The organism is Pseudomonas sp. MWU13-3659 (genome assembly GCF_023757525.1).
GTDB lineage: Bacteria > Pseudomonadota > Gammaproteobacteria > Pseudomonadales > Pseudomonadaceae > Aquipseudomonas > Aquipseudomonas entomophila_E.
Genome location: NZ_JAMSHW010000001.1, coordinates 1 through 12782, shown reverse-complemented (window position 1 = coordinate 12782; position 12782 = coordinate 1). Strand labels below are relative to the sequence as shown.

The 12782-nt window shown below is 62.4% G+C and carries 12 protein-coding genes; 9 read left to right on the top strand and 3 right to left on the bottom strand.

Translation table 11 applies throughout. The features are described from left to right. Window positions 1-111: 111 nt before the first annotated feature. The 3 genes from NGM28_RS00060 to NGM28_RS00050 form a co-directional block, all read right to left on the bottom strand. The gene (locus NGM28_RS00060) at window positions 112-390 is read right to left on the bottom strand and encodes a TfoX/Sxy family protein (RefSeq protein ID WP_011535742.1); all 279 of its coding nucleotides are present in this window, start codon (window positions 388-390) and stop codon (window positions 112-114) included. A gap of 226 nt (window positions 391-616) precedes the next feature. Continuing rightward, entirely contained in the window at window positions 617-964 is a 348-nt protein-coding gene (locus NGM28_RS00055; protein ID WP_240064799.1) for a pentapeptide repeat-containing protein, read from the bottom strand. A 98-nt stretch (window positions 965-1062) separates the two neighbouring features. After that, window positions 1063-2625 carry a bifunctional aminoglycoside phosphotransferase/ATP-binding protein gene (locus NGM28_RS00050; protein WP_252088344.1) on the bottom strand — a complete coding sequence of 521 codons (1563 nt, stop codon included), beginning with the start codon at window positions 2623-2625 and terminating at the stop codon, window positions 1063-1065. Window positions 2626-2745: 120 nt separating this feature from the next. On the opposite strand from NGM28_RS00050, the gene mrcB reads away from it, so the two are divergent. The 9 genes from mrcB (at window position 2746) to msrQ (ending at window position 12594) form a co-directional block, all read left to right on the top strand. Further along, entirely contained in the window at window positions 2746-5067 is a 2322-nt protein-coding gene (gene mrcB, locus NGM28_RS00045) for a penicillin-binding protein 1B (RefSeq protein ID WP_240064797.1), read from the top strand. A gap of 26 nt (window positions 5068-5093) precedes the next feature. Then, a complete protein-coding gene (locus NGM28_RS00040; RefSeq protein ID WP_240064796.1) occupies window positions 5094-5873 on the top strand; it encodes a tetratricopeptide repeat protein in 780 nt (259 codons plus the stop codon). Then, a complete protein-coding gene (locus NGM28_RS00035; protein ID WP_252088343.1) occupies window positions 5870-6202 on the top strand; it encodes a YqcC family protein in 333 nt (110 codons plus the stop codon). The genes NGM28_RS00040 and NGM28_RS00035 overlap by 4 nt, the downstream gene beginning before the upstream one ends. A gap of 407 nt (window positions 6203-6609) precedes the next feature. Then, window positions 6610-8334 (top strand): acetolactate synthase 3 large subunit, encoded by a 1725-nt coding sequence (locus NGM28_RS00030; protein WP_240064795.1) that lies wholly within the window; start codon window positions 6610-6612, stop codon window positions 8332-8334. Window position 8335: 1 nt separating this feature from the next. After that, window positions 8336-8827 carry an acetolactate synthase small subunit gene (gene ilvN / locus NGM28_RS00025; protein ID WP_003250040.1) on the top strand — a complete coding sequence of 164 codons (492 nt, stop codon included), beginning with the start codon at window positions 8336-8338 and terminating at the stop codon, window positions 8825-8827. Window positions 8828-8882: 55 nt separating this feature from the next. After that, window positions 8883-9899 (top strand): ketol-acid reductoisomerase, encoded by a 1017-nt coding sequence (gene ilvC / locus NGM28_RS00020; protein ID WP_240064794.1) that lies wholly within the window; start codon window positions 8883-8885, stop codon window positions 9897-9899. 152 nt (window positions 9900-10051) lie between these two features. After that, the gene (pssA, locus tag NGM28_RS00015; RefSeq protein ID WP_240064793.1) at window positions 10052-10894 is read left to right on the top strand and encodes a CDP-diacylglycerol--serine O-phosphatidyltransferase; all 843 of its coding nucleotides are present in this window, start codon (window positions 10052-10054) and stop codon (window positions 10892-10894) included. A 75-nt stretch (window positions 10895-10969) separates the two neighbouring features. Further along, window positions 10970-11983 carry a protein-methionine-sulfoxide reductase catalytic subunit MsrP gene (gene msrP / locus NGM28_RS00010; RefSeq protein ID WP_252088342.1) on the top strand — a complete coding sequence of 338 codons (1014 nt, stop codon included), beginning with the start codon at window positions 10970-10972 and terminating at the stop codon, window positions 11981-11983. Continuing rightward, window positions 11983-12594, top strand: a complete 612-nt coding sequence (msrQ, locus tag NGM28_RS00005; protein WP_252088341.1) for a protein-methionine-sulfoxide reductase heme-binding subunit MsrQ — start codon at window positions 11983-11985, stop codon at window positions 12592-12594. The genes msrP and msrQ overlap by 1 nt, the downstream gene beginning before the upstream one ends. The last annotated feature ends 188 nt before the right edge of the window (window positions 12595-12782 follow it).

Below are 12782 nucleotides of genomic sequence, written 5' to 3'. Positions count from 1 at the left end.
AGGAGATAATCTGAGAGTCCGAACCAGGGAGCTTTCAGGTTACCCAACCAGTCTCGCGACCAGTTGTGATAATCATAACGATTCTCATTACGGAGTCAATGCCTTCGCCGATTATTTTTCGATTTTCTGCGGGTGGCTTTTCGCATCCAGTTGTTGGTTGAGCGCCTGCTTGCGTTCGGCGGGCAGGTCGTTCCAGTGCATGTCCAGCAGGGCACCCTCGATGGCATACAACAACACCTTCGAAGCCCGGAATCCTCGCGTTCTCACGGCGTGATAGGCCCCCACCGCGCCCAGGCGGCGAAGGTCCGATGCACTGTGGATACCGACGGCGTGCAGCCATTGCGCGGAGGTCTTGCCAAGGTTTTTCAGATGCTGCAATTCATCGTTCATCGAGCCTCCTTGCGATGGCTGAACGGGTCGTGGGGATAAATCGCGAGCAGGTCAACGTGGAGTGTAGCGGGGGTTGGAAATTGCGCGGCCTTTTGCCATCTGCCGCCGACAGGCTGCCAGCGGCGTGCGCGTACCGTAGGAGCCAGCTTGCTGGCGAACCGTTGCTCGGCCTGTCATCGGCTGGAAGGCGGTTCGCCAGCAAGCTGGCTCCTACAGGGGGGCGGGGTCAGCGGGCGGTACGGTAGCGCATGCGTGTACCGAACTTCACCGACATCAGGATCTCGTCGGCACTCAGCTCGCTGGGGAAGTAAGTCCCGGAGATCTGCGCATGGGCAAGGCTTGCCCCTTCCATCCCGTTCTCCCGCAGGTCGAGCCCGCGCAGGTCGGCGGCACGGAAGTACGCGTCGGTGAAGTCGATACCACGCACATCCAGATCGCGCAGGTCGAGGCCACGGAAATCGCCACCGCGAAAGTCGATGGGCGTGTCCACGGGCTTCTCGCGGTTGAAGGCCGCGATCTTCTCGTCGCGCACCATGGTGTACAGGACGTTGTCCAGCTGGCGGGGTTGGTTCATGGCGGCGCCTCCTCGTGGGTGTGATGATATTGTAATGACATCACTGAGCAGGCGCCGAACTTCAGGCGTGAACTGTCGACTGCTTCACGCCTGACGCATCAGAGGCCGGGCAGGTACTGGCGAATCTGCTCGATCAGCTGGTCCATGCTGGCGCTTTCCTGGGTGGCGACACGCTTGCTGCGCTTGAGCTCTTCCGCGTCCAGTGGCTCGCGGCTGGCCTGTTGCGCCTGGACCACTTCCAGGGTGGCATCCGAGGGGTCGACGTTCTCGGCCTGGCGTTGCGCCAGCCAGCTGGCGATGACGGCTTCGGGCGCCTGGCAATCGAGGATCAGGAACGGCACGCCGGTTTCGCTGGCCACCTCGGCCGCGGCCTTGCGCTGGTCGTGCTTGAGGTAGGTGGCATCGAGCACCACCGGGAAGCCGGCGCGCAGGATGGTTGCCGCCAGCGCATGCAGGCGCTGGTAGGTGGCCACGCTGGCGTCCTTGTCGTAGATGCCCGCCTGCAACTGGCCGGCGTCGGCTTGTTGCTGCTCGCCGAACAGGCGCTTGCGCTCGACGTCGGAACGCACGCGCACCGCACCCAGCGCCTCGACCAGGCGCATGGCTACATGGCTTTTGCCCACGGCCGAGACACCATGGGTGATTGCCAGCAGGCGCGATGGAATGGCGCTGTAGCTTTCAGCCAGGTTGGCGTAGTTGCGGTAGGTGCGCAGGGTGGTGGCGCGCTGCACGCCGTCGGCGTCGGCCGGCATGCTGAACAGGGCGACCTTGGCCCGCACCAGGGCGCGGTAGGCCTTGTAGAAGTTCAGCAGTTCCAGGCCTTCGTAGTCACCGGTCAGTTCCAGGTACTGGCTGATGAAACGACGCGACAGGCACTTCAGGCCGCGGTCTTCGAGGTCCATGGCGAGGAAGCCGACATCGGCGTAGACGTCGGTCAGGCGGAACGGTTCGTTGAACTCGATGCAGTCGAAGATCACTACCTTGCCGTCGATCAGGGTGGCATTACCCAGGTGAATGTCGCCGTGGCATTCACGGATGAAACCGTTGGCCTTGCGCGCCTCGAGCAGGCCATGCAGGCGCTTGAAGCTGTCCTGGGCCCAGGCTTGCAGGTTGTCGAGCTGTTGCAGGTCGGCCTTGTCGCTGAGGAACGGGCGGATCTGCTCGAAGTTCTGCTCCACCGGCGCCATGACCGCGTCCGGGGTGCCCAGCGCGTGCTCGACCGGCACTTTCGGTGCCTGCAGGTGGAAGGCGGCGATCTGCGCGGCCATCTGGTCGATGTGGCCGGCATTCAGCTCGCCATTGGCCTGCAGGGTGCTGAGCATCTGCCCCTGGGGGAACTGGCGCATCTTCAGCGCATACTCGATCGGCGCGCCTTCGCCGCCCAGCTGGGGCGCCTCGGCGCTGCCGGTGATCGGCAGCACTTCCAGGTACAGGCCGTCGGTCAGGCGCTGGTTCAGGCGCAACTCTTCGTTGCAGAAATGCCCGCGCTGGTCCAGGCCGGTGAAATCGAGGAAGCCGAAGTTCATCGGCTTCTTGATCTTGTAGGCGAACTCGCCCGTGAGCAGAACCCAGGAAATGTGCGTCTCGATGAGCTGGAAGCCCTCGACCGGGTGCGGATAGAGGGCGGGGTTCTGCAGCGCGCTGATCAGGGCTTGGCTCACGGAGGTTCCTTTTCTGGGGGGCAGGGAATTCGAAACCGCCATTATGGTCAATGGTGCCGTCCCTGCAAACCGCCGTGGGGCGTCTGCCTCCCTTTTCCAAAGTGCGTATAATCCGCCGCCATGACACGTACCCGAAATCCTCGCACCAACAAACAACGCCCGACCGGCCGCACCCGCGCCTGGCTGGGCTGGGCGCTCAAGCTCAGCCTGGTTGGCCTGGTGGTGATCGCCGGCTTCGCGGTCTATCTCGACGCCACCGTGCAGGAGAAGTTCTCCGGCAAGCGCTGGACCATCCCGGCCAAGGTGTATGCGCGGCCGCTGGAGCTGTTCGTCGGCCAGAAGCTCAGCCGCAACGACTTCCTCACCGAGCTCGACGCCCTGGGTTACCGCCGCGAAAGCGCGGCCAACGGCCCGGGCGCGGCGTCGGTCAACGGTAACGATGTCGAGCTCAACACCCGTGGCTTCCAGTTCTACGAGGGCATGGAGCCGGCGCAGTACGTGCGCGTGCGCTTCTCCGGCGACTACGTCGCGGGCCTCAGCGGCGCCAACGGTGGCAAGCTCGATGTGGTGCGGCTTGAGCCGCTGATGATCGGCGGCATCTACCCGAAGAACCTCGAAGACCGCATCCTGATCAAGATCGACCAGGTACCGCCGTACCTGCTGGAAACCCTGATCGCCACGGAAGACCGCGATTTCTACAGCCACTTCGGTGTCTCGCCCAAGTCCATCGCCCGGGCCGTCTGGGTCAACACCTCCTCCGGCGCCATGCGCCAGGGCGGCAGTACCCTTACGCAACAGTTGGTGAAGAACTTCTTCCTCACCAACGAGCGCAGCCTCAGCCGCAAGCTGACCGAAGCCATGATGGCCGTGCTCCTGGAAATACACTACGACAAGCGTGAGATCCTCGAGGCGTACCTGAACGAAGTGTTCGTCGGCCAGGACGGCCAACGCGCGGTGCACGGCTTCGGCCTGGCCAGCCAGTTCTTCTTCAGCCAGCCGCTGCAGGAACTCAAGCTGCACCAGATCGCCTTGCTGGTGGGCATGGTCAAGGGCCCGTCCTACTACAACCCGCGTCGTTATCCCGAGCGTGCCCTGCAGCGCCGCAACCTGGTGCTCGATCTGCTCGCCGAACAGGGCGTGGTCGGCCAGGACGTGGTCGATGCAGCGAAGAAGATGCCGCTGGGCGTGACCAAGCGCGGCAGCCTGGCCGACAGCTCGTTCCCGGCCTTCCTCGACCTGGTCAAGCGTCAGCTGCGCCAGGACTACCGTGACGAAGACTTGACCGAAGAAGGCCTGCGCATCTTCACCAGTTTCGACCCGATCCTGCAGATGAAGGCCGAGACCGCCATGAGCGAGACCTTCAAGCGTCTGGCCGGGCGCAAGGGCGCCGACGAAGTGGAATCGGCGATGGTCGTCACCAACCCGGAGACCGGTGAAGTCCAGGCGTTGATCGGCAGCCGCCAGTCGGGCTTCGCCGGCTTCAACCGCGCCATCGACGCCGTGCGGCCGATCGGCTCGCTGGTCAAGCCGGCGGTCTATCTCACCGCCCTGGAGCAGCCAAGCAAGTACACCCTGACCACCTGGGTGCAGGACGAACCGTTCTCGGTCAAGGGCGCCGACGGCCAGGTGTGGCGCCCGCAGAACTACGACCGCCGCCCGCACGGCACCATCTACCTGTACCAGGGTCTTGCCAACTCCTACAACCTGTCGACCGCCAAGCTCGGCCTGGAAGTGGGCGTGCCCAATGTGATCAAGACCATCGGCCGGCTGGGTGTGCAGGTCGACTGGCCGGCATTCCCGTCGATGCTGCTGGGCGCCGGCGGCATGTCGCCGATGCAGGTCGCGACCATGTATCAGACCATCGCCAACGGTGGCTTCAACACCCCGATGCGCGGTATCCGCAGCGTGCTCACCGCCGAAGGCGAGCCGCTCAAGCGCTACCCGTTCCAGATCCAGCAGACCTTCGATCCGGGCGCCATCTACCTGGTGCAGAACGCCATGCAGCGGGTGATGCGCGAGGGGACCGGGCGCTCGGTGTACAGCGTGCTGCCAAGTTCGCTGACCCTGGCGGGCAAGACCGGCACCAGTAACGACTCGCGTGACAGCTGGTTCTCCGGCTTCAGCCAGGACCTGCTGGCAGTGGTCTGGCTCGGCCGCGACGACAACGGCAAGACCCCGTTCACCGGCGCTACCGGTGCGTTGCAGGTGTGGACCAGCTTCATGAAGAAAGCCGACCCGCTGCCGCTGGACATGCCGCAGCCGGACAACGTCGTGAAGTCGTGGATCGACCCTTACAGCGGCCAGGGTTCCGACGGCAGCTGTCCGGGAGCGGTGCAGATGCCGTATATTCGCGGCAGTGAACCAGCCGCTGGCGCCACCTGTGGTGGCGAGCAGAACCCGGCCGAGTCGGTGATGGACTGGGTCAAGGGCTGGATGAATTGAGCACGAGCTTCTGAAGAGGGTGTGAAGTGAACAAGTGGTGGATACCTGCCCTGGCGGCAGTCAGCGTGCTGCACGGCTGTACCAGCGTCCCGCGTGGCAACATTCCGGTGGTCGATTCGAGCACCCGGGTTTCGAACAGCGAGCGCATTGCGGCCAACCGCACCTCGGCCTACCCGACCAGCGGCGGCAGCAGCCAGGCGCAGGCGTTGCCCGAGGACTCCGGCGTGACCGTGATGATCCCGCAGGGCACCGGCGGCGCGCCGATCCAGTCGTTCCCGGCCGGCAGCGGCGCGGCACCGATCAGCACCGGCCCGATCACACCAGGCCCGGTCAGCAGCGCCCCGATCGCGACCAACCCCAACCCGGTCGCCGACGAGCCGTTCGATATCGCCTCGATGAGCAACCCAACGCCGGTCACCAGCGCGCCGACCGGCATTCCGCGCGGCAATGTCTCCGGCGGTGGCCTGTCCGCCGACGAGCAGCTCGACGGCCCGGTACTGGCGCTGCTGACCACCGCCCAGCAGCAGCAGGGCAGTGGCGACTTCAATGGCGCCGCCTCGAGCCTGGAGCGTGCCCAGCGCATCGCACCGCGTGAGCCGCAGGTGCTGTTCCGCCTGGCCCAGGTGCGCCTGTCGCAAGGTGACGCGGCGCAGTCTGAGCAATTGGCCCGCCGTGCCCTGACCTACGCCAACGGTCGCCCCGACCTGCAGGCGCAGCTGTGGAACACCATCGCCCAGTCCCGCGAGAAGCAGGGTGACAGCGCTGGCGCGGCCCTGGCGCGGCAGAAGGCACGGGTCAACCTGTGATGGAACAGCGCATCCTCGACATCGCCGACCACCTGCTGCTGATCGAGCGCGAGCTCAAGGTCCAGGGCTGGTGGAGCGATGCCACGCCCAGCGCAGAAGCACTGGCCAGCGTGGTGCCGTTCGCGGTCGACAGCATGGCCTTCGAGCAGTGGCTGCAGTGGATCTTCCTGCCACGCATGAAGTTGATCCTCGAGCACGGCCACCCACTGCCCAATGCCTCCGGCATCCTGGTGATGGCGGAAACGGTATTTGTCGATCGTTCGGAACAAAGCCGCGAACTACGGCGGCTGCTGGCAGAATTCGACCAATTGATCAGCCCATCAGCCTGATTTCTTCTCTTTTTCCTTTAAGGGCCGCAGATTGTGGCCCTTTTTTATGGAAATCTTATTTTTTCTGCTGCTGCTCGCCTTTTTAGTGGTTGCAGGAATTCATCTTGCCGAAATATTGGCAATAATTTCTCTTGACTTGTGAGCGCCGAATCACAAGAATCCAGATTCCGCTGTAGAGGGACTGCCAGAAGCAGACCCGCTAAGCAGATCATGAGGCGCACACCCGCGCCGACTTGTAACACCCCGCAACGCGTTACCTCGCGCTGGGTGGGAAGGCCCGCAACACACCAGGGCAGTCCCAATACTTGCTCAGTCAGTGCTGACGTTCGCTCATGCTCTGCTTGGCAGTAAACCTATTAAGACCCGCTCAGTGAGGGCGGTATTCTGGCGTTTTAGAGGTGAACAACGTGGAGCTTTTATCTGGCGCTGAGATGGTCGTCCGCTTCTTGCGTGACGAAGGCGTTAAGCACATCTACGGGTACCCTGGTGGTGCTCTCCTTCATGTTTACGATGCCCTGTTCAAGGAACCGGAAGTCCAGCACATCCTGGTTCGTCACGAGCAGGCTGCCACCCATATGGCGGACGGTTACGCCCGTGCCACCGGCAAGGCCGGCGTGGTGCTGGTGACTTCCGGCCCGGGCGCGACCAATGCCATCACCGGCATTGCCACCGCCTACATGGATTCCATCCCGATGGTCATCCTGTCTGGCCAGGTGCCCAGCACCATGGTGGGTACCGATGCGTTCCAGGAAACCGACATGATCGGTATTTCCCGGCCGATCGTGAAGCACAGCTTCATGATCAAACACGCTTCGGAAATCCCTGAAGTCCTGAAAAAAGCATTCTATCTTGCGCAGTCCGGCCGTCCCGGCCCGGTCGTGGTCGACATTCCAAAAGATATGACCAACCCGGCCGAGAAGTTCGAGTACATCTACCCGAAAAAGGTCAAGCTGCGTTCGTATAGCCCAGCCGTGCGCGGCCACTCCGGCCAGATCCGCAAGGCGGCCGAAATGCTCCTCGCGGCCAAGCGCCCGATCGTCTACTCCGGTGGCGGCGTAATTCTGGGTGGCGGCTCCGAAGCCCTCACCGAAATCGCCAAGTCGCTGAACCTGCCGGTCACCAACACCCTGATGGGGCTCGGTGGCTTCCCCGGCACCGATCGCCAGTTCCTCGGCATGCTCGGCATGCACGGCAGCTACACCGCCAACATGGCCATGCACCACGCCGACGTGATCTTCGCCGTCGGTGCGCGTTTCGACGACCGCGTGGTAAACGGCCCGGCCAAGTTCTGCCCGAACGCCAAGATCATCCACATCGACATCGACCCGGCGTCGATCTCCAAGATGATCAAGGCCGACGTGCCGATCGTCGGCCCGGTCGAAAGCGTGCTCAGCGAAATGCTCACCATCTTGAAAGAGATCGGCGAGCAGCCCGACAAGGCCGCGTTGGACGCCTGGTGGAAGCAGATCGACGAATGGCGCGGCGACGGTGAGTTGTTCCCCTACGACAAGGGCGACGGCAACATCATCAAGCCTCAGCAGGTGATCGAGACCCTGTGCGAAGTCACGAAAGGCGATGCCTTCGTCACCTCCGACGTGGGCCAGCACCAGATGTTCGCGGCGCAGTACTACCGCTTCAACAAACCCAACCGCTGGATCAACTCCGGTGGCCTGGGCACCATGGGCTTCGGTTTCCCCGCGGCCATGGGCGTCAAGCTCAACTTCCCCGACCAGGACGTGGCCTGCGTCACCGGTGAAGGCAGCATCCAGATGAACATCCAGGAGCTGTCCACCTGCATGCAGTACGGTTTGCCGGTGAAGATCGTCAACCTGAACAACGGTGTGCTGGGCATGGTCCGCCAATGGCAGGACATGGCCTACAACGGTCGCCACTCGCATTCGTACGTCGAGTCGCTGCCGGACTTCGTCAAGCTGGCCGAGGCCTATGGCCATGTGGGTATCCGCATCACCAGCCTGAAAGACCTCAAGCCAAAACTGGAAGAGGCTTTCGCAATGAAGGACCGCCTGGTGTTCATCGACATCGCGGTCGACCGGACCGAGCACGTCTATCCGATGCAGATCAAGGACGGCTCGATGCGTGACATGTGGCTGAGCAAGACGGAGCGTACCTGATATGCGGCACATCATCTCCTTGCTGCTGGAAAACGAACCCGGTGCCTTGTCTCGCGTGGTCGGCCTGTTCTCCCAGCGCAACTACAACATTGAAAGCCTGACCGTGGCACCGACCGAAGACCCGACCCTGTCGCGTCTGACGCTGACCACCGTTGGCCATGACGAAGTGATCGAGCAGATCACCAAGAACCTGAACAAGCTGGTCGAAGTGGTCAAGCTTGTCGACCTGTCGGAAAGCGCCCACATCGAGCGCGAACTGATGCTGGTCAAGGTCAAGGCCACCGGTGCCCAGCGTGCCGAAATCAAGCGCACCACGGATATCTTCCGTGGCCAGATCGTCGATGTGACCGCCAGCGTGTACACCGTGCAGCTGAGTGGTACCAGCGACAAACTGGACAGCTTCATCCAGGCCATCGGCACCGCATCGATTCTCGAAACCGTGCGCAGTGGCGTCACCGGCATTGCCCGTGGCGACAAAGTGCTCAGCATCTAACTTCAAAAATTAGCGATGGCTCCGCAGGGGCCGAGATATAACCAGGGGTATTTTCATGAAAGTTTTCTACGACAAAGACTGCGACCTCTCCATCATCCAGGGCAAGAAAGTCGCCATCATCGGTTACGGTTCCCAAGGCCACGCCCAGGCGTGCAACCTGAAGGACTCCGGTGTGGATGTCACCATCGGTCTGCGTAAAGGTTCGGCCACCGTGGCCAAGGCCGAAGCCCACGGCCTGAAAGTGACCGACGTTGCCACTGCCGTCGCTGCCGCCGACCTGGTCATGATCCTCACCCCGGACGAGTTCCAGGGCCAGCTGTACAAGAACGAAATCGAGCCGAACATCAAGAAGGGCGCCACCCTGGCCTTCTCCCACGGCTTCGCGATCCACTACAACCAGGTCGTGCCGCGTGGCGACCTCGACGTGATCATGATCGCGCCGAAGGCCCCGGGCCACACCGTTCGCTCCGAGTTCGTCAAAGGCGGCGGCATCCCTGACCTGATCGCCATCTACCAGGATGCCTCGGGCAACGCCAAGAACGTCGCCCTGTCCTACGCTTCGGGCGTGGGTGGCGGCCGTACCGGCATCATCGAAACCACCTTCAAGGACGAGACCGAAACCGACCTGTTCGGCGAGCAGGCCGTTCTCTGCGGCGGTACCGTCGAGCTGGTCAAGGCCGGTTTCGAAACCCTGGTTGAAGCCGGCTACGCCCCGGAAATGGCCTACTTCGAGTGCTTGCACGAGCTGAAGCTGATCGTCGACCTCATGTACGAAGGCGGTATCGCCAACATGAACTACTCGATCTCCAACAACGCCGAGTACGGTGAGTACGTCACTGGCCCTGAAGTCATCAACGAAGAATCCCGCAAGGCCATGCGCAATGCTCTGAAGCGCATCCAGGACGGCGAGTACGCGAAGATGTTCATCTCCGAAGGCGCCACCAACTACCCATCGATGACCGCCAAGCGCCGCAACAACGCCGCCCACGGCATCGAGATCATCGGCGAGCAGCTGCGCTCGATGATGCCGTGGATCTCGGCCAACAAGATCGTCGACAAGACCAAGAACTAAGGTCCTGCTTCGATAAATGAAAAACGCGGCTTCGGCCGCGTTTTTTCGTTTGCGCGGCCAGCTTCTGGTATAAAGCGACCAGTGGCTCGCCGTCAGAACCCGTTTCGCGAGCCCATGTCGAACATATTCCACCCTGTTGCAAGGTACTTTTCATGAGCGAACGTCCCGAAGAGCCGAACAAGCCCTCCGACGCCGAAAGCCTGCTACCTGTCGATGAGCATGTCGAAGAAGGCCACGATGCCGAAGGGCGCAAGGTCCGCCACCGCGGTATCTACCTGCTGCCCAACCTGTTCACCACCGCGAACCTGTTCGCCGGTTTCTATTCCATCATCAGTTCGATGAGTGCGCAGAGCGCCGGCGACCCGCGCGAGGCAAGCAAGTACTTTGCCTTCGCCGCGATCGCGATCTTCGTTGCCATGGTGCTCGACAGCCTCGATGGCCGCGTGGCGCGCATGACCAACACCCAAAGCGCCTTCGGTGCCGAGTACGACTCGCTGTCGGACATGGTCGCCTTCGGTGTGGCGCCGGCGTTGCTGGCCTTTGGCTGGGCGCTGGGCGACATGGGCAAGGTCGGCTGGATGGTTGCCTTCATCTATGTGGCGGGCGCTGCGCTGCGCCTGGCGCGCTTCAACACCCAGGTCGGCACCGCCGACAAGCGCTATTTCATCGGTTTGGCCAGCCCGGCTGCGGCCGGTGTGGTGGCCGGTACAGTGTGGGCGTTCAGCGATTACGGCATCCAGGGCTCCAAGCTGTCGTTCCTGGTTGCGCTGCTGGTGGCGGCTGCCGGCATGCTGATGGTCAGCAACATCAAGTACAACAGCTTCAAGGAGCTGGATCTCAAGGGGCGCGTGCCGTTCGTTGCGATCCTCGCGGTGGTGCTGGTGTTCGCCGTGGTGTTCAGCGATCCACCGCGCATCCTGCTGCTGATTTTCCTCGGTTACGCGATTTCCGGTCCTGTGCAGTACCTGCTGCGTGGCCGTCGTCGTAAAGCCTGAATGATTTAATCGCGGAATAACCTGCCGGCTCCATAGTCTTATGGGTACATCAGTTGCCCATACTGTGGAGCCGCCATGCTCATCAAACTATCTCGTTCTTCTGACTGCAAGTCGTCAGAGATCACCCCCGAAGACATCTACTTCTCACGCCGTACGCTGCTAGGTGGTGCTGTAGCGGGCCTGGCTCTGGGTGCAATCCCTCGACTGGGTTCGGCAGCCGAGCCGTCGCGTTATGCCGACGCCGCCGCCGGTAATGCGCCTGCCTGGTTCACCGACAAGCTGGCGGCGACCCACTGGCAGGCCGTGACCGTGAGCGGCGAGCCGATCACGCCATTCAAGGATGCCACCCACTACAACAACTTTTATGAGTTCGGGCCCGACAAGGGCGACCCGGCGGCCAACGCTGGCAGCCTCAAGACCGAGCCGTGGAGCGTGGTGGTTGATGGCGAGGTGGCCAAGCCCGGGCGTTATGCGCTGGAAGATTTCGTCAAACCCTACCAGCTTGAAGAGCGGATCTATCGCCTGCGTTGTGTCGAGGCCTGGTCGATGGTTATCCCGTGGCTGGGCTTTCCTTTGTCCGAGGTGCTCAAGCAGGTCGAACCCACGTCGAAGGCCCGCTACATCAAGTTCGAAACCTTGCAGGACCCCAAGAGCATGCCGGGGCAACGTTCGGGGTTTGCCTTGATCGATTGGCCCTACGTGGAAGGTTTGCGTCTGGACGAGGCGATGAATCCGCTGGCCATACTGGCGGTGGGCATGTATGGCCGCGAGCTGGCCAACCAGAACGGTGCACCGCTGCGCCTGGTCGTGCCGTGGAAGTACGGATTCAAGAGCATCAAGTCGATCGTGCGCATCAGCCTGGTGGCGGAACAGCCGCGTACCACCTGGCAGGGCCTGGCGCCGGACGAGTATGGCTTCTATGCCAACGTCAACCCGACCGTCGACCATCCGCGCTGGACCCAGGCGCGGGAGCGTCGGCTGCCCAGTGGTCTGTTCAGTCCCAACGTGCGCGACACACTGATGTTCAATGGCTACGCCGATGAAGTGGCGTCGCTGTATACCGGGCTCGATCTGCGGAAGAACTACTGATGCGTTATCCCTGGTTTCGCCTGGCGATCTTCGTGGTCGGGTGCCTGTTTCCGTTGTGGTGGTTCTATGAGGCGGCCATGGGGCTGCTTGGGCCGGATCCCGGGAAGATCATGATGGACCGGCTTGGGTTGGGGGCGTTGGTGTTTCTGCTGATCACCCTGAGCATGACGCCGTTGCAACGGCTCACCGGCTGGTCCGGGTGGATCGTGGTGCGTCGGCAGCTGGGGTTGTGGTGCTTTGCTTTTATAGTGCTGCACCTGACTGCTTATATGGTGTTCATCCTGGGGCTGGACTGGGGGCAGTTCGGGGTGGAGTTGCGCAAGCGGCCCTACATCATTGTTGGGGCTTTGGGGTTTTTGGGGTTGTTGGCGTTGGCGGTCACGTCCAATCGTTATAGCCAGCGGCGGCTGGGGGCGCGGTGGAAGAGGCTGCACCGGCTGGTTTATGTGATTCTCGGATTGGGGTTGCTGCATTTCTTGTGGATCGTACGTTCGGATCTGAAGGAGTGGGCGATCTATGCGGGGGTTGGTGGGGTGTTGTTGGTGTTGCGGATTCCGCCGGTGTGGCGGCGGGTGCCGAGGTTGATGGGGGGGCGGGGGAGGGCGGTGTAAGGTTGGTTGAGCTTGCAGAGGGCCTGTCTTTGGATTGTGTTGGTGTTGAAAGAAACCTGTCTTGAGATCGTGCGGGCCTTGAGAGGTGCCCGCCTTGGTTTCTCTAGCGCCTATCAGATCGAGCGCCGCCCGCGCGGCGCATCGCGGATGAATCCGCTCCTACATCTGTTGCAACGTGCCGCACCTGC